Genomic DNA, 16,445 nt, shown 5'->3' with positions numbered 1-16,445 from the left:
TAAAGTTACCCCCTGTCGCTTCTTCGGCGCTCCTGTCCCCCAAAGGAGACAATCGGAACGAAGTTACGATAGAGGTTATAAGTTGTTGTATGTAAATTTTATTTTCTATTTCTCAATTTTTACACGGCACACATAAAAAGCATTTCCCTGAACTTTCAGTTTAAAGCCACTTTCGTCAGCCCAAACAGATGAATGAGCCGGCACCAATGTATTCGGTGCTTCCCGTGTATTAATTGCTTCAGGCTGGTTGCTATGTAAACCAGTTATTTTTACTTCAGCATTTTCGATCGAATGATTTAGCCCTTTTAAGTTGATGTCAATATCATGAATTACATCAGATGCATTTACAACTTTTACAATTACTTCTGAAGTGTTTTCATCGATTACCGCACTGGCATACAAGCTATCCTGCCCGGTAATATTTGCACCGTCGGCAGTAATAGTCAAAACATTGGTTCCGGTGTTGTGTGCATACATTTGCTGTACATAGTAATTGGGTGTGCGCACTACTTGCAGGTTATCAAACCAAATCATGTCGGGTTTCCACTGCCACGCATCGTAATGAGCAAAAAGAGGGGCATAAGTTGCCAACTGAACGATGTCGGCATTACGCTCTAAGCCAGTCATAAATGCGGCTTCAGAAATTGCTGCACGCAGGTTATTATCGCGTGTTTTGTGGTGCGAAGCAAATTCTCCGGCAAATACTTTTGGCCCGTTTCTGTCATAAGTATCGTAACGTGCTGCATTTGCCAAAAACCACTCCGGACTTCGGTAATAGTGTTCATCCACCAGGTCAACTTCAAGCTCTGTCATTTTTGGCCACAGGTAATCAAAATTCTCTCCGTCAGGTGCGGGCCCCGAAGTACCTATAATCTTTATCTCGGGATATTTTTCACGAAGCACTTCCATAAAAGGGATCAGGCGTTCCACATATCCTTCGCCCCACTGTTCGTTTCCAATAGCCAGGTATTTTAAATTGAATGGCTCGGGATGCCCCATTTCGGCACGTACTTTTCCCCATTCCGAGTCAACCGGTCCATTAGCAAATTCTATCAGGTGAACAGCATCATCGATGTAGGGTTGCAAATCACCAACCGGCACACATTCTTCACTTTCATATTGGCAAGCCAAACCACAGCTAATTACCGGAAGTGGCTCGGCGCCCAGATCTTCGCTCAGCAAAAAGTACTCATAAAATCCCATACCATACGATTGATAATAATCAGGGAAAAAGCGGTGCTTAAACGTATAGTTCCAACGGTTTTCATTCAGTGGGCGGTTTTCAACCGGGCCAACACTGTTTTTCCACTGGTAGCGGGTTTCAAGTGTATTTCCTTCGATAATACATCCACCGGGAAAACGGAACACACCTGGATTCAAATCATAGAGTGCTTCAGCAAGGTCTTTTCGCAAACCATTTTCGCGGTTACGCCACGTTTCAGTCGGAAATAGTGAAATATGATCCAGGTCAACTTTACCAGCCGATCTTAACACCACACGAACTTTACCTTTTGCATCGGTGGCATTCGATTTTATGATGCATTGGTATTTCTCCCAATTATTGCCCGAGACAAGGATTTTTCCTCTTCCTATAATATTATCATTTGAACTCACCAATTCAATTGCGAAATTCTTTTCGTCACCATCTAACGAGCGGGCGTAAAACGAAAAACGATAGGTATCATTCTTTTTTAGACCAATTCTTCTGAAACCTTCATTTTCCAATCCGGTACCACGTCGCAGACCTGTTTCGTTCAAACGTACGTAATTCGGATTTCGATCAAAACAAGGATCCTCATTTTTCACTTCCACATTTCCGAAAGGTAGCCACCCTACAAATGGCTGATGAAATTCGAACGAACGGTTCTTTATTAACTCGGCATAGAGTCCTCCATCGGCACCAAAATTTATGTCCTCGAAAAATACACCGTACATATCGGGCTGAACAGTTGCTCCGATGTTATTTACATCTACTTCAAAATTCTTTTGTGCAAATAAACTCTGGCTCCAAATGGCCAATAGAAAAATAATCGCTTTTAGTTTCATATTGTTATTGATTTTTGTAATCCCCTTTATCCTTAATGACGCAAAAACACAGTAAACAGACTACATTTAAACACACAAATTTTCAGAATTAATGGTCAAACCCCATGTTGCTTCAACAAATGTGTGAATAAATCATTGAAGCATCCTCTAATATTGCTGTACTTCTGCCTCCAATTAATCACAGCGAAAATATAAATATTCGATAGTCAATAATGACAGTTTTTCAGCAAAAAAGGTAACAAATTCAACGCTACAGATATTTTGAATGGAAAATCAGCTATTAAAAACCATCCATTATCTCATTGCTTTCCAAAGTATTCAGAATGCGAAATTCCCTGATTTTTTAAACGGCCTTACGTAAACTTTCCCAATCCGTCGATAAAATCGTCCGGTTCTTCTATTTCATTCGTTTAAAAGTGCTGCCCGCCATAGTTTTAAACCAGAATTAATAACGAAAAGCTATGAATGGAATAAAATCAATTATCTTTTTAATCGCAGTAAGTTTACTGACTTTAGTGTTTGCACAAAACGTTTCGGTAACCGAGCTCACCAAAGAATTAGGCATGTGAATGTCGGTTGGCGGTCGTTGACTCAACATCCTGATGCAGTTCCTTATAGAAGCTATTCTGCTAAGTATATTAGGCGGAATAATCGGAATAATTTTCGGCTCAGCACTCTCCTACCTGGCATCCTTCGTATTAGATATGCCCTTTGTGGTAGACACTCAAGCAGTAGGATCATCGTTCCTTGTTTGTAGCATAATCGGCATATTTTTCGGATGGTATCCTGCACGAAAAGCAGCCAACCTCGATCCAATTGATGCGATAAGACACGAATAAACAGATACCTAAATTCACGATTCTGTCGTGAATTTTGGTTTTAATTTTAACTTTGTTCAAAACCAATTGAAATGGAAAAACTTCGGGCAAGAAGAAACACTCTACCAATAATTATGCACCTGCTGGTGTGGCTCGTCTTAATTATTTTACCACAAATTATTATAAGCCGGTATTCAGGAAATAACAATTTTATTGCCTGGGGTTTTTATATCAATGCATCTATAATTGGAGTTATTTTTTACATCAATTATTTCTGGCTGGTTCCAAAGTTTTATATGAACAATAAAAAGGCATTATTCCTTCTGCTGGCAATAGTGGTCGTAATTTGCTTTTATTTTATTCTCGATTATTCTAACCACCTTTATCATCGCCCCGATCGCGACCGAAGAATTGTAGAAGAAATTCAGGAAGAAACACGTGAGTCACGTTTTCAGCGACCTCCTTTCAAACTAATGCAAATTTATGGCTACAGTTTACTCTCAATCGTAATTGTTGGCTTTTCAATTGGTTTGCGAGCCATTGAGCAATATACAGCCAGCGAGAAACGACAAAAGGAACTGGAGAAGGAAAAGCTGAACTCAGAACTGGCATTCCTGAAAAACCAGGTAAGTCCGCATTTCTTTTTTAATACACTGAACAACATTTATTCAATGGTGGCCATTAATACCGACGATGCACAGGCTTCCATTCTGAAACTATCTAAACTGATGCGCTACCTTTTGTACGAGTCGGAACATGGCGTAACCAAACTGTCGGACGAAATTGAATTTATGCGCAACTATATCGATTTGATGCAGTTGCGTGTATCGCAAAAAGTAGATATTCAAATCGATCTTCCGAGCAAGCAGAACGACCTAAAAATACCGCCACTGCTGTTTATTCCGTTTATCGAAAACGCCTTTAAACACGGTATTAGCTACCGCGAGAAATCTTTTATAAAAGTAAAAATGAAAACGTCGGACAACAAAGTATTTTTCTCGTGCGAAAACAGTGTAGCCAAAGAAAAAGCTGAAAAGCGGGATGAAAACCACTCGGGTATCGGCCTCGAAAATGTAAAGAAACGACTCAACTTGTTGTTTGCTGGGAAATACGATTTGAATATTGATTCTACACCTGAGATTTTTAGTGTAAAACTTGAAATAGACACAGCCAAATGATACGTACCATTGCCATCGACGACGAACCTCTTGCACTTCAATTGGTAACTTCTTACGTAAATAAAACACCAATATTGGAACTGGCAGGCGCTTTCGATAATCCGATTGATGCGATGGAATTTCTCGACCAAAATGAAGTAGATCTAATTTTTCTTGACATTGAAATGCCCGATTTAAATGGATTGGAGTTTACGCGAATTCTGACCAACAAACCCAAAATTATTTTTACAACGGCTTACGAAAAATATGCTTTGCAGGGTTTTAAACTCGACGCTATCGACTATCTGTTAAAACCATTCAGCTACGAAGAATTCTACACAGCAACAGAAAAAGCAAAAAAACAAATCGCTTACGAGCGAGCCGATAAAAAAGGCGACGAAGTAGATTCCAACCAAGAATTTCTGTTTCTAAAATCGGAATATAAAATCCGCCGTATCAACTTTAACGACATTATTTATATTGAGGGATTAAAAGACTACGTTAAAGTTTTTCTTCTCAACCAGGCAAAGCCAATCATGTCACTCAGCTCGTTAAAGGCACTCGAAGCCAAACTTCCAGAGGCCAAATTTATGCGAGTTCACCGCTCATTTATTGTTAACCTCGAAAAAATTGATACCATAGAACGCAGCCGAATTGTTTTCGGCAAAGTTTATATTCCGGTAAGCGATCAGTACAAAGAAGCTTTTAATCATTTTGTAAAAAACAACTTCCTTTAGGATTAACGCCTTACTCATTCTTTAATTTTCCTCACTCAAAACCACCTATTTGTCACTTATTTTGATTCCGTCTAAATAAAAATTATAATTTTGTCCTCAAATATCTATCCGGAGGATCAATGCAGGAACAAATTCAGAAAACCATAAAAATGTCGAAGCTGCTTTTCAACCATCCGCAGTTAATTCTTGTGCTTGAGCGGTTTGGAATAAAGCTTGGAGTTCGCGAAAAAACGGTTGAAGATATCTGTCGGGATTACGAAATTAGCCCCAAGGTATTTTTAATGGTGGCCAACCTTAACATCGACAGCTCTTTCCATCATGATTTGACTTTTAACGCACAGGAAATTAAGCAGATCGTGAATTACCTGATGAAATCGCATACCTATTACTCCGATGAGGTTTTTCCGGAGATTATACAGAACATTCACCTCATGAGCGAATACAGTCAGAAACCGGAGATGCAGCTGGTTGAAAGGTTTTTCAACGATTATAAAAATGAAGTTGACCAACATTTTGATTACGAAAACAATACGGTTTTTCCCTACATTTTAAACCTGATAGATGATAATGCGGCAGAAAATTATTCGGTTATTGATTACCGCGAACATCACGATGATATTCAGGAAAAACTCGATGATGTAAAAAAACTTTTGATCGAGCATCTTCCGCAAAAGGCAGACAATAAACTAAGACGTAAAATATTATTTGCGCTTTTCGATTTAGATGCGGATCTGCAAACACATTCAAAAATTGAAAATGAGATTTTAATTCCACAGGTGGAACAATTTGAAAAACAAGGTCTCAACTAATTGGAAACGCGCTGTAAAATACTAATTATAGAACCTTCCGTAATTATCCGCGAGGGAATTGCTGCCATTCTTCAAAGGATGAAAGACAGCATAGAACTGTCATATGCCGAAACGCTTGAAGAGGCCTTAAAGTTTGGGCAAAGCGATCTTTTTAAAATTGTAATCGTTAATCCGGTCACCCTAAACAATTCGAAAAAAAGCCTGAATAACATACTTACCTTATACAATAAATCCAACGTAATCGGTTTAATATCGAATCATTACGACCGAAATCTTTCTGATAATTTTGCTGATAATATTTTTATTACCGACCGGCACGAAACCATAACACAAATTATCTCGAAGCATTTTAATGCAGCGCCTACCTCAACAAACGACATTGACAACACATTAAGTGAACGGGAAATTGATGTACTAAAGTTGCTGGCAACCGGAAAATCGAATAAGGAAATAGCTGAACAACTGTTTATCAGTATTCACACCGTTATTTCGCATCGCAAAAACATTAGTAATAAAATTGGCGTGAAATCTACAGCCGCATTGGTTATTTATGCTGTGGCTAATGGCCTCATCGATGTTGATGGTTTTACGGAATAACTACCACACTATTTTCCCAGTCTTAAAAGAAGAAATAACAACGGCGCCACAATCATTAAAGAAACCAATGTTTTGCTCAGGTATTTCCCTTTTTCTTTTCGGAACAATCCCCAACCGATCACCCCGGCAATGATGAGGTAGAATGAGAAATCGATAAACACCGTTGATGCCAATTCGTTTTGCGATGAATTAACTGTTAATGAAGAGATAAATGCAAAAATCATAAATCATGTTGTTATAAAATTACAAGTGTAAAGTTGGGCGTTTTTTACCGGGATGACAATCGCGTAAACTAGGGATTTTGAATCGTTTGATCTCGCAAAAAATAATGAATAAAGACAATTAAGTCTTAATGAGCCAGCAGCTCAGCGCTTTTATCGCAACAATGGTAGCCGGCCTGCAGTGTTATGTGTTCAATGCTAAATTTATCATGAAGTAATTTTTCGGCTTTTGCTCGAACCTCCATCATTTCCAACATACTGATATTGTCTTTCATATTAATGTGTGCCTCGAGGTGAATCTGCCTGTCATCCAGTTTCCAAACATGAATATGATGAATATTATCGATCTCCTGAATTTTTTCAACTTCTTTCTTTATGCTTCCAAGATCGATATTGTGTGGCGTAGACTGCATTAAAATATCCACCGTCTCTTTTACTACACCCCAGGTATGATAGATAATATACACCCCAACCAAAACGGTAATTAGCGGATCGATCCAGAAAACCTCAAATTTCCAGATGGCAATACCTCCAACAATCACAGCTACCGACGAAAATGTATCACCTAACAAATGTAAATAAGCAGCCCGAACATTTAAATTGTGTCCTTTGTCTTTATTCAATACAACTACCGAGATCAGGTTGGCTAGCAAACCAAATGTGGCCACAATAAACATGATTTTTCCTTTTATGGGTTCCGGATTTACAAAACGTTCGTAGGCTTCAAAAAACAGGTACAAACAAATTCCAATCAGTACCACTCCGTTAAAAAGCGCGGCCAGAATTTCAACACGTTTATAACCAAAAGTCTTTTGTTCATCCGAAGGTCTGCGGCTTCGTTTACCCGCCAAAAAAGCAATAAAAATAGCCGACGAATCGCCCAGATTATGCAGTGCATCAGACAGTAACGACAAGCTATTCGAGATAATTCCACCAATTACCTGCACCACTGTAATGGAAAGATTTAAAACCGTTACCCACAGTAATTTTTTCCCACTTACTTCGTGATGATGATGGTGATGATGCCCATGATCGTGATGATGATCTGCCATTTCTAATCAGTTTTCAATAAATACAAATATGAGGGATTATAGTTTAACCTCAACTACTATTCGGTGAATATTTCCTGGTCCAGTTCAAAAGAAAAAAATTTAAACCAGTTGCAATATTACCTGAATTTTAGGTAAAGTTTAAGACATTAACAAGAAAGCAAAATCCCCATTAATAGGGATATTACAAGAAGTTTTTTAGCAGTACTTTTGCGAACAAATTGGTTTAGTAAGAGTTTATTTTAGAAAAAGGTAAAAGTTTATGGATTTAGAAAACACTTTCAAAACAGGACGATGGTGCAAAGCCATTGAAGTGAAAGATTTTGTAACTTTAAATATCACCCCGTACACCGGCGATCACAAATTTCTGGAAGGCCCGACAGCACGCACCAGCAAATTATGGGACATTTGTAAAGATGCCCTTAAAGAAGAGCGCCAGAACAATGGTTTACGCGATGTGGATGTAAATATAGTTTCGGGGATGACGGCTTTTGATGCCGGTTTCATCGACAAGGAAAGCGAAGTAATTGTTGGCTTACAAACCGACAAATTGCTAAAACGTGCCATGAAACCTTACGGAGGTTACAACGTTGTAAAAAAAGCTTTATCAGAACACGGCTTAAAACCCAATCCTGTCGTTCACGAGAGTTTTAGCAAATACACCAAAACCCACAACGATGGTGTTTTTGATGCTTACACCGACGAGATCAGGAAATTCCGCTCGCTGGGATTTCTTACCGGGTTACCCGATAATTATGCCCGCGGGCGTATTATTGGCGACTACCGCCGGGTAGCATTATACGGTATCAACCGTTTGATTGAAGGGAAAAAAGAGGACCTGCAAAAGATCACCGGTCCGATGACTGATGCTACCATTCGTTTGCGTGAAGAAGTATCGGAGCAACTCCGCGCTTTGAGCGACATGATCGAAATGGGTAAAATTTACGGTTTAGATCTTTCGCGCCCGGCACAAAATGGACAGGAAGCCGTTCAGTGGACTTACATGGCTTACCTTGCTGCGGTTAAAGAACAAGACGGTGCTGCTATGTCGTTAGGTAGTGTTTCGTCTTTCCTCGATATTTTTATCGAAAAGGATATTCAAGACGGCAAAATTACCGAAAGCGATGCACAGGAATACATCGACCAGTTTGTTATGAAACTGCGTATGGTTCGTCACCTTCGCATGGAAGCATACGACCAGATCTTCGCCGGCGACCCAACCTGGGTAACCGAAAGTATTGGTGGTTTGCTTATCGACGGACGAAGCAAAGTAACCAAAACATCGTTCCGTTTCCTGAATACACTTTACAATCTGGGGCCATCGCCTGAGCCAAATATTACTATTCTTTGGTCGAAAAACCTGCCAAAAGGGTTTAAAGATTATTGCGCCAAAGTATCTATCGAAACCTCATCAATTCAGTACGAAAATGATGATTTGATGCGTACCAGCTCAAACTGCGACGACTACGGAATTGCATGTTGTGTATCGATGCAGGAATTGGGAAAACACATCCAGTTTTTTGGTGCACGTACCAACCTGGCAAAAACACTGCTTTTGGCAATTAACAGCGGACGCTGCGAAAACACAGGAACACAAATGGTTGATGGAATTCCATTCATTGAAGAGGAATACCTGGATTACGCCAAAGTAATCGACAACTTCAAAATAGCCATGAAAGAAGTGGCGCGTGTGTATAACGAGGCGATGAACATCATCCACTTTATGCACGACAAATATTACTACGAAAAAGCTCAAATGGCACTTATCGATACCAATCCGAAAATTAATATCGCTTACGGTATTGCAGGATTATCGATTGTTGCCGATTCGCTTTCGGCTATTAAACACGCCAAAGTAAAACCGATTCGCGATGAAAACGGCCTGACTGTTGATTTCCAGATCGAAGGCGATTTCCCGAAATATGGTAACGACGACGACCGTGTTGACCACATTGCACGTGATGTAGTGGAGCATTTTAACATGGAGCTGGAAAAACTTCCGGTGTACAAAAATGCTATGCCAACCATGTCGGTATTAACGATTACTTCGAATGTGGTTTACGGAAAGAAAACCGGAGCTACTCCCGACGGACGTGCCAAAGGAGTTGCTTTTGCACCCGGAGCCAATCCGATGCACGGACGCGATACACACGGGGTAATTGCGTCGCTGAACTCGGTGGCCAAAATCGATTATAAAGATTCGAAAGACGGTATTTCAAATACACTTTCTGTTGTTCCAAAATCGTTGGGAGCAACTCCTGAAATGCGTATTGAAAACCTGGTTCGTACACTCGATGGTTATTTCGGTTGCAATGCACAGCACTTAAACGTAAATGTGCTCGACCGCGACACGCTGCTTCATGCCATGGAGCATCCTGAAGACCACCCGCAGTTAACAATTCGGGTATCGGGCTACGCTGTAAATTTTGTTCGTTTAACACGCGAACAGCAGCAGGAAGTACTTACGCGTTCGTTCCACGAAACAATGTAATTATTCATTAAATACTACACAAGCATGCCGACCGGTTTAAACTGGTTGGCATGTTTTTGTGTTAAATAGTATGTCTCCAACTAAAAATAATTTAATCGTCCATTCCATCGAATCGTTTGGTACACACGATGGCCCGGGAATTCGTTTGGTCGTGTTTCTACAGGGCTGCAACCTACAGTGTAAATACTGTCAGAATGCAGATACCATTGCCTTAAAAGGCGGAACTGTAACCGAAATCGAGAGCCTGATAAAACGTGCCATAAATATGAAAACTTACTTTGGCGATGATGGCGGAGTTACCGTTTCGGGCGGAGAACCTATGTTGCAAAGCAAGGCGCTTATTCCCTTTTTTGAAGCATTAAAGACGGAAGGTATTCACACAAATATTGATACCAATGGATTGATCCGAACACCGGAAGCCAAACATCTGATTTCGGAACTGGCCGACCTGGTAATGTTTGATGTTAAAGCCACAACAGAGGAGGGATTCAAATCGATTACAGGCGCAAAAGGACTTGGTCGATTGTTGGAGAATATTCAACTTCGCGAGCAAAGTAAAAAACCATACTGGCTGCGTTATGTGCTGGTTCCTGATTACACCGACAGCGATGAATCGTTAAGTTGGTTGATTGAAACTTTCTCCGGAAATAAATACCTGGAAAAATTTGAAATACTCCCCTATCACAAGCTGGGCATTTACAAATGGGAGTCATTGGGAATGGACTATCAATTTAAGGATGTTAGCGAGAACACTCCCGAACAGATCGACCGTGCTTTTGAAATGCTGAAACCGCATTTTAAAGCGGTAATTGTGAAATAATGAGGAAGGCAAAAGGTTAAAGTAAAAAGGCAAAAGCGATGCAACTATTGATTGATAAGTTTCAAATATCGAGCATCTGGTATCAAGAATCCAGCATCCAGTATCTAGTATCATAAAGAAAGTACAATGAGTTTATATTTACCTAAAGAAATCATTAACGAGGCCGGGAAACTGGCCATTGCAAAAGACAGTTATTCAGCAAAAAAAATATTGACACTGGCATTTTTAGCCGGTGCTTACATTGCTTTTGGTGGTTTGCTGGCCATTTTGGTTGGTGGCGGAGTTCCGGGAATAGGTGCTGAGAACCCGGGAATTCCGAAGTTTCTTATGGGAGCCATGTTCCCTGTTGGGCTGATGATAGTTGTGATGGCCGGAGCAGAACTTTTTACCGGCAACAACGCCTATTTTATGCCTAATGTATTGGGGGGCAAACAACGCTGGACAGCTCCGCTTCGTAACTGGTCATTGGTTTATCTGGGCAATTTGATTGGGGCTGTGTTTGTTGCTTATTTTCTGGTTCACCTCACGCATTTGGTAAATGTTGAGCCCTGGATTAATACCGTTGAGAAGATTGCGGTTGGGAAAACTTCTAATCCGTTTTTCACCACCTTTTTAAAAGGTATCGGTGCCAACTGGCTGGTTTGTTTGGCGCTTTGGATGGGTATGTCGGCACAACACACCAGCGGAAAGATTTTAGGCATCTGGTGGCCGGTTATGGCCTTTGTTACCATGGGTTTTGAGCACAGTATTGCCAACATGTTTTTTATCCCGCTGGCAATTTTTGAAGGAGCTGATATTACCTGGGCAACATTTATAGTAAAAAACCTGATTCCGGCAACGCTTGGAAATATTGTTGGAGGCGGCTTTTTTGTAGGAACATTGTATTGGTATGCGTATGCCAAAGAGAACTAAATGATTAGCTATGCCCTCACTCAGCGAGAGGGCATCACTACTAATTACAAAAGAGTATCTACAATTCCGTCTTTAGGTTGTTGAAGCATGCGGACCGGAATACTGCTTTTTATTACTTCCTTCAAAGCATTTACCTGCCGCTCTTTGGCAAAACGCTTGGCTGTTATCAGGCTAATTTCGCGAACCGGCTGATTCGGCACGATTTCTTTTATCAGCTCTTCCTGATCTGCCGGAATATTTATGGTGGCCAACTCAGGAATAAAAGTCAAGCCACTTTTGTATTCAACAATACGCCGTAACGATTCGATGGAGTTACTGTGATATACCAATTGTTGTTTATTTTTCTTTTGCGGATTCAACTGACAAATCGAATTCACCTGATTCTGAAAACAATTCCCCTCTTCCAGATACCAAATATCGCCCTCTTTAACAGATTTTATATCGATGGAGTTCTGATCGAATAAACGATGCTCTTCAGACAAATAAGCAAAAAAACGTTCGTAAAATAGTGGTGTTATGGCAATATTTGTTGCCGAAATCGGTGTGGAAATGATGCCGCAATCAATATCGCCCATTTTTATTTTATCTATAATCTCCTCAGTTTTAAACTCATAAATTTCCAGCTGCAAAGCCGGATAAGTTTTCTCCAACTGATGAATAAAAAGTGGCACCACATAAGGCGCCAGTGTTGGAATTATTCCTACTCTCAGATTCCCGCTCACCTCCTCGCTAATATTAATCGAAATTTGTTTCAGCGCCTCAATCTGTTTTAAAATCTCCAGCGACTTTTCGTAAAACAGCTTTCCCTCCTCGGTAAACTGAAATGGCCGCTTTGAGCGGTCGATCAATTTAAATTCCAGTTCCTCTTCCAGTTTCTGTATTTGCAAACTTAATGCGGGTTGTGTTACTCCCAGCCGATCGGCAGCCACCGAAAATGAACCACATACATACAATTCTTTCAAATATTCGAGTTGTGCAATATTCATATTATAAGCATTTATTATAGTTCCATAAATATAATAAATACCACTAATAGTACCTTTGAAGTGTTGAAAGAATAGAGAAAAATTAATTAATTAAAATACACATAGTATGAAAGCAAAAAATCAAATTACAGTAGAGAAATTAAATCAGTTGTTGGCAGATTATCAGATTCATTATCAGAACCTACGCGGTTTGCACTGGAACATTAAAGGACAATTGTTCTTTGCATTGCATGCGCGATTTGAAGAGTATTATAACCAGGCAGCTGATGTTGTAGATGAAATTGCCGAGCGCATTCTAATGCTGGGAGGTCAGCCACTGCATACTTTCGAGGATTACACCAAAACAGCAAAATTGGATGTGGTAGCCAATGTTTCGAAAGCCAAGCCGGCTGTAGAAAGTGTTTTGAAAAGCCAGCGTTATTTTCTGAAAAGCTTTAACGAAATTCTGGAAGTTGCCGGAGAAAATAACGATGAAGGTACCGCCGCCATAATGAGCGACTGGATTGGGCATACTGAAAAAGAAATCTGGATGCTGGAATCATTCCTTGCATAATGTATGCAAGAGAAAACCAAACAAAAAGCCTCGCAAAACTGCGAGGCATTTTTATATGTTTTTCCGTCTCAATTCTTAATCATCAATCGTTTGAAATACCAGCTGGCGAAATTTCCAACCGGTAACATCGCTAACCGGACCTTGTGTTTGTTTCATGATTATACCGATTACGTTTTCTTCAGGGTCGGCAAAATACTGGGTATTAAAATAACCGCCCCAACGAAAAGTTCCTGCGCTTCCTAATCCTCCTTTGTCTTCGCCTTTTTCAGTTAACAGTTCGAAGGCCAACCCGAATTTTGTATCAGAGTCGCCCCAAACTTCGCCAATCTGATTCGATAAAATTAGATCTACTGTAGTACGACTCAACAAACGAACTCCATCATATTCTCCACCATTCAAGTACATCTGCAGAAATATAGCATAGTCTTTCGCGGTGCTTGACAACCCGGCACCTCCCGAAAAAAATGTTTTGGCACCTTTTACCGGATAATCGGTATTGTAAAAAGTTACCGGGTATTTTTGCCATTCGCCATTCACCATATGTTGAACTTCAACCACACGATCAATATTTTTTTCGGGCTGATAAAACCAGGTGTCTTCCATTCCAAGCGGGTCGAAAATATGTGTTTTCAGGTACTTATCGAAGGGCATTCCTGAAACAATTTCAATAAAATAGCCCAATACATCGAGTCCTTCACTGTAAGTAAATTGCGTCCCTGGTTCGTGATGCAAAGGCATTTTTGCCAGCTTTTTCACACTTTCTTCAATGGTAATATTTTTGGTAGTAAACAGATCGGTAACACCGGCTTTTTTGTATAACATTTGAAAGCGCTCATCGCCGTCGATAACACCGTAACCAATGCCCGAAGTATGCGACAACAGATTTCTGATTGTAATTTCATTTTTAACAGGAACGCCTGTCCATGTGGTATCGCTGTATCTAAAATTGGTAAGAACCTGCTGATTTTTGAACTCCGGAATGTATTTCGAAATAGGATCGTCCAACTGAAATTTTCCTTCTTCCCAAAGCATCATTACGGCTGTTGAAGTAATCGCTTTTGATTGTGAAGCAATACGGAAAATAGCATCGCGTTCCATTTTATCGCCGGCTTGGTTGGCAACTCCGTATGCTTTCCAGTGAACGATTTTTCCGTTCCTTGCAACCAGCGAAACAATTCCCGGAAGATTTCCCTTGGCAACTTCCTCTTCACACATTTTATCGATACGTGCTAAACGTTCAACGGAAATACCGGCACTTTCCGGTGGCATCTCGGTCAATGTGTGTGATTTTACAATTGAACTGGTTTGGGCATTGGAAAAGCCCAACAGAAAAGCACATAGGACAAAGAGCAGTGTTAACTTCCTCATTTGGTTTGATTTATACGTTTATGATTTTGATTCTTTTTAACTAACTGAACTATTCGGTTCTTTTTATTAGCCCAAAGATAAAAATTAGATCAACCAAAAAGAATAACTTATTGTAATAAAAACAGAAAGAAGCCGTAGCTCCTTTCTGAATTCTATATTCCATTCTTTCATTTAAACTCTACTTAGTCACAAAATATTGTAAAGTTGGAAGCTAACAAGGAATCCGTTTCACTTATGGAAAGTATTTACAAATTTCTTTATTCTTCCAATATTCTTTCTCCGGTGGCATCAAACATGCCAATCAAACTTCCTTTCAGATTATTTTCATCTACTTTATCCAAACTTATATTAATATCGTATCCCATTGTAGAGTAATACACAGTAACTGAAGTTTCTTTCTCAGAAACCTGACTAAACTTTGACGCCTCAATTCCTTCCGCGCGCATTTCTCCAACAAGCTTCCCATCTAATCGCTCCAGATGCATCACCATTTCGGCATCGCCACTCGGTGTACCTTTCACAACTACTTTCCAGTCGCCGACAAAATAATCAGATTTTGTATCCTGTGCCATTGTTGTAAAGGTAATGGCGAGAAAAAATAGAGATGCTAGAATCAGTTTTAGGTTTTTCATAATTTTAGGTTTTATTTAAACAACTTTGGCGCAAAAGTATTCAGGTAAATCCGCCAGTTCGACCAGGTATGGCCACCCGTAGTTACATAAAAAGTGTGTTCTAAACCAGTATCTGTTAGCATTTTATTGAGCGTTTTGGCTGATTCAAAAAGAAAATCAGAATCACCACAAGCCAAAAAGTATAGTTTGTAACCTTCTTTTTTAAGTGCTTTAAACTGTGTCTCATAATTCTTCATCATTTCCTCCTGGTCGGCTTCACTGCCTCCAAATCTCATTCCGCCAATTCCCATACTCAACGGGCAGATGTAATCGAAAAACCCCGGATACATCAACGTTGCAGAGATCGTATGTCCGCCACCCATTGAAAGACCAGCAATGGCACGGTGAGCCGGATCAGAAATCACACGATAGTTCTTTTCAATATAAGGAACAATGTCTTTCACAATACTATTTACATAGAGGTCTCTGTTTGCAGGATCTCTGTAATCGTATTCTGCTACCGGCAATTGAGTGGTAATAGCTGCCTTTTGATTCGGATTTCCGTTTGGCATTACACAAATCATAGGCTCGGCAAGTCCTTTTTCAATCAAGTTGTCCAAAATCTGACGGGTACGCCCCATCGAACTCCATGCATCTTCATCGCCTCCGGCACCGTGTAACAAGTATAATACCGGGTAACTTTTGTCACCAGCTTCGTAACCATACGGAGTATAAACGAACATTCTACGGTTAAGTCCAATAGTGGGAGAATCGTACCAAACCTGATGTATATTTCCTCGTTTTTCGGCTTCAAAATAATTCTCAGTCAGTTCACCGGGAACCAGTAAAACACTTAAATAGCGTGTACCGTCGCGCTGCATAAAAGTATTGTTCGGATCGTTAATACTTGTTCCGTCAACAATAAAATTATAGGTATAAAGTTCTGGCTCAGGAATAGGCAAGGTAATCGACCACAGTCCCTTTTCATCTTTTGTAAGATTGAGACTCCCGGGCACGTCCATCTCGCCAAATGAAGTTGTCATTTTTACAGTTGGCGCAAAACCACCTGTAATTTTTACCGAGTCGGCATTAGGAGCCATAAAGCGAAATGTTACTTCGGTTTCAGTAATTTCGGGAGAAATGATAGGTGCTTGCCCCATAAAATTAGAAAGTTCCTGGGCATACGATATCGAAAAGCAAGCCAAAATTGCGATGGCTAGAAAAAGTCTTTTTATGTTCATTAGAATATATTTATTGGTTTTAAATTTGG

The 16,445-nt window shown here is 40.0% G+C and carries 16 protein-coding genes; 9 read left to right on the top strand and 7 right to left on the bottom strand.

What is annotated here, in order from left to right:
* Positions 1-105: 105 nt before the first annotated feature.
* Entirely contained in the window at positions 106-2,046 is a 1,941-nt protein-coding gene (locus tag G0Q07_RS08035; RefSeq protein WP_163345600.1) for an alpha-L-arabinofuranosidase C-terminal domain-containing protein, read from the bottom strand.
* Between the two features lie 602 nt (positions 2,047-2,648).
* Between G0Q07_RS08035 and G0Q07_RS08030 the strand changes: the two genes are divergently transcribed.
* The 5 genes from G0Q07_RS08030 (at position 2,649) to G0Q07_RS08010 (ending at position 6,164) form a co-directional block, all read left to right on the top strand.
* Complete coding sequence (locus tag G0Q07_RS08030; protein WP_163345599.1) at positions 2,649-2,885, top strand: ABC transporter permease; 237 nt, start codon at positions 2,649-2,651, stop codon at positions 2,883-2,885.
* A gap of 71 nt (positions 2,886-2,956) precedes the next feature.
* A complete protein-coding gene (locus G0Q07_RS08025; protein WP_163345598.1) occupies positions 2,957-4,042 on the top strand; it encodes a sensor histidine kinase in 1,086 nt (361 codons plus the stop codon).
* Positions 4,039-4,758 carry a LytR/AlgR family response regulator transcription factor gene (locus G0Q07_RS08020; protein ID WP_163345597.1) on the top strand — a complete coding sequence of 240 codons (720 nt, stop codon included), beginning with the start codon at positions 4,039-4,041 and terminating at the stop codon, positions 4,756-4,758. Before G0Q07_RS08025 ends, G0Q07_RS08020 begins: the two co-directional genes overlap by 4 nt.
* Before the next feature lie 149 nt (positions 4,759-4,907).
* On the top strand, positions 4,908-5,567 hold the full coding sequence (locus G0Q07_RS08015; protein WP_163345596.1) for a hemerythrin domain-containing protein: 660 nt from the start codon (positions 4,908-4,910) through the stop codon (positions 5,565-5,567).
* A gap of 78 nt (positions 5,568-5,645) precedes the next feature.
* Positions 5,646-6,164 (top strand): response regulator transcription factor, encoded by a 519-nt coding sequence (locus G0Q07_RS08010; RefSeq protein WP_163345595.1) that lies wholly within the window; start codon positions 5,646-5,648, stop codon positions 6,162-6,164.
* Between the two features lie 8 nt (positions 6,165-6,172).
* On the opposite strand, the gene G0Q07_RS08005 is transcribed toward G0Q07_RS08010, so the two are convergent.
* Together G0Q07_RS08005 and G0Q07_RS08000 are read right to left on the bottom strand one after the other, a co-directional pair.
* A complete protein-coding gene (locus tag G0Q07_RS08005) occupies positions 6,173-6,388 on the bottom strand; it encodes a hypothetical protein (protein ID WP_163345594.1) in 216 nt (71 codons plus the stop codon).
* 125 nt (positions 6,389-6,513) lie between these two features.
* A complete protein-coding gene (locus tag G0Q07_RS08000) occupies positions 6,514-7,437 on the bottom strand; it encodes a cation diffusion facilitator family transporter (protein ID WP_163345593.1) in 924 nt (307 codons plus the stop codon).
* Between the two features lie 259 nt (positions 7,438-7,696).
* Between G0Q07_RS08000 and pflB the strand changes: the two genes are divergently transcribed.
* The 3 genes from pflB to G0Q07_RS07985 all read left to right on the top strand — a co-directional run bounded on the left by pflB (position 7,697) and on the right by G0Q07_RS07985 (position 11,657).
* Entirely contained in the window at positions 7,697-9,925 is a 2,229-nt protein-coding gene (gene pflB / locus G0Q07_RS07995) for a formate C-acetyltransferase (RefSeq protein ID WP_163345592.1), read from the top strand.
* Positions 9,926-9,995: 70 nt separating this feature from the next.
* The gene (gene pflA, locus G0Q07_RS07990; RefSeq protein WP_163345591.1) at positions 9,996-10,745 is read left to right on the top strand and encodes a pyruvate formate-lyase-activating protein; all 750 of its coding nucleotides are present in this window, start codon (positions 9,996-9,998) and stop codon (positions 10,743-10,745) included.
* A gap of 126 nt (positions 10,746-10,871) precedes the next feature.
* A complete protein-coding gene (locus tag G0Q07_RS07985; protein ID WP_163345590.1) occupies positions 10,872-11,657 on the top strand; it encodes a formate/nitrite transporter family protein in 786 nt (261 codons plus the stop codon).
* A 44-nt stretch (positions 11,658-11,701) separates the two neighbouring features.
* Here the strand turns inward: G0Q07_RS07985 and G0Q07_RS07980 are convergent, their stop codons facing one another.
* Positions 11,702-12,643: a hydrogen peroxide-inducible genes activator gene (locus tag G0Q07_RS07980; RefSeq protein ID WP_163345589.1), complete on the bottom strand. Its 942-nt coding sequence runs from the start codon at positions 12,641-12,643 to the stop codon at positions 11,702-11,704.
* Positions 12,644-12,749: 106 nt separating this feature from the next.
* Here G0Q07_RS07980 and G0Q07_RS07975 point away from each other — a divergent pair, with 106 nt between their 5' ends.
* A complete protein-coding gene (locus G0Q07_RS07975) occupies positions 12,750-13,196 on the top strand; it encodes a Dps family protein (RefSeq protein WP_163345588.1) in 447 nt (148 codons plus the stop codon).
* Positions 13,197-13,271: 75 nt separating this feature from the next.
* Here the strand turns inward: G0Q07_RS07975 and G0Q07_RS07970 are convergent, their stop codons facing one another.
* From G0Q07_RS07970 to G0Q07_RS07960, 3 genes are all read right to left on the bottom strand, one after another.
* Positions 13,272-14,564 carry a serine hydrolase domain-containing protein gene (locus G0Q07_RS07970; protein ID WP_163345587.1) on the bottom strand — a complete coding sequence of 431 codons (1,293 nt, stop codon included), beginning with the start codon at positions 14,562-14,564 and terminating at the stop codon, positions 13,272-13,274.
* 257 nt (positions 14,565-14,821) lie between these two features.
* Entirely contained in the window at positions 14,822-15,196 is a 375-nt protein-coding gene (locus G0Q07_RS07965) for a hypothetical protein (protein ID WP_163345586.1), read from the bottom strand.
* An 11-nt stretch (positions 15,197-15,207) separates the two neighbouring features.
* Positions 15,208-16,416 (bottom strand): esterase, encoded by a 1,209-nt coding sequence (locus G0Q07_RS07960; protein WP_163345585.1) that lies wholly within the window; start codon positions 16,414-16,416, stop codon positions 15,208-15,210.
* Positions 16,417-16,445: the final 29 nt, after the last annotated feature.

Source organism: Draconibacterium halophilum (genome assembly GCF_010448835.1).
GTDB classification, from domain to species: domain Bacteria; phylum Bacteroidota; class Bacteroidia; order Bacteroidales; family Prolixibacteraceae; genus Draconibacterium; species Draconibacterium halophilum.
This window is presented reverse-complemented; position numbering and strand designations above follow the sequence as displayed.

What these genes read in the sequence shown, in the direction of transcription:
- G0Q07_RS08035 (WP_163345600.1), bottom strand. Translation starts at nt 2,046, where the DNA reads ATGAAACTAAAAGCGATTATTTTTCTATTGGCCATTTGGAGCCAGAGT.
- G0Q07_RS08000 (WP_163345593.1), bottom strand. Translation starts at nt 7,437, where the DNA reads ATGGCAGATCATCATCACGATCATGGGCATCATCACCATCATCATCAC.
- G0Q07_RS08025 (WP_163345598.1), top strand. Translation starts at nt 2,957, where the DNA reads ATGGAAAAACTTCGGGCAAGAAGAAACACTCTACCAATAATTATGCAC.
- G0Q07_RS08020 (WP_163345597.1), top strand. Translation starts at nt 4,039, where the DNA reads ATGATACGTACCATTGCCATCGACGACGAACCTCTTGCACTTCAATTG.
- G0Q07_RS07975 (WP_163345588.1), top strand. Translation starts at nt 12,750, where the DNA reads ATGAAAGCAAAAAATCAAATTACAGTAGAGAAATTAAATCAGTTGTTG.
- G0Q07_RS07980 (WP_163345589.1), bottom strand. Translation starts at nt 12,643, where the DNA reads ATGAATATTGCACAACTCGAATATTTGAAAGAATTGTATGTATGTGGT.
- G0Q07_RS07985 (WP_163345590.1), top strand. Translation starts at nt 10,872, where the DNA reads ATGAGTTTATATTTACCTAAAGAAATCATTAACGAGGCCGGGAAACTG.
- G0Q07_RS07960 (WP_163345585.1), bottom strand. Translation starts at nt 16,416, where the DNA reads ATGAACATAAAAAGACTTTTTCTAGCCATCGCAATTTTGGCTTGCTTT.
- G0Q07_RS08010 (WP_163345595.1), top strand. Translation starts at nt 5,646, where the DNA reads ATGAAAGACAGCATAGAACTGTCATATGCCGAAACGCTTGAAGAGGCC.
- G0Q07_RS08015 (WP_163345596.1), top strand. Translation starts at nt 4,908, where the DNA reads ATGTCGAAGCTGCTTTTCAACCATCCGCAGTTAATTCTTGTGCTTGAG.
- G0Q07_RS08030 (WP_163345599.1), top strand. Translation starts at nt 2,649, where the DNA reads ATGCAGTTCCTTATAGAAGCTATTCTGCTAAGTATATTAGGCGGAATA.
- G0Q07_RS07970 (WP_163345587.1), bottom strand. Translation starts at nt 14,564, where the DNA reads ATGAGGAAGTTAACACTGCTCTTTGTCCTATGTGCTTTTCTGTTGGGC.
- pflB (WP_163345592.1), top strand. Translation starts at nt 7,697, where the DNA reads ATGGATTTAGAAAACACTTTCAAAACAGGACGATGGTGCAAAGCCATT.
- G0Q07_RS08005 (WP_163345594.1), bottom strand. Translation starts at nt 6,388, where the DNA reads ATGATTTTTGCATTTATCTCTTCATTAACAGTTAATTCATCGCAAAAC.
- pflA (WP_163345591.1), top strand. Translation starts at nt 9,996, where the DNA reads ATGTCTCCAACTAAAAATAATTTAATCGTCCATTCCATCGAATCGTTT.
- G0Q07_RS07965 (WP_163345586.1), bottom strand. Translation starts at nt 15,196, where the DNA reads ATGAAAAACCTAAAACTGATTCTAGCATCTCTATTTTTTCTCGCCATT.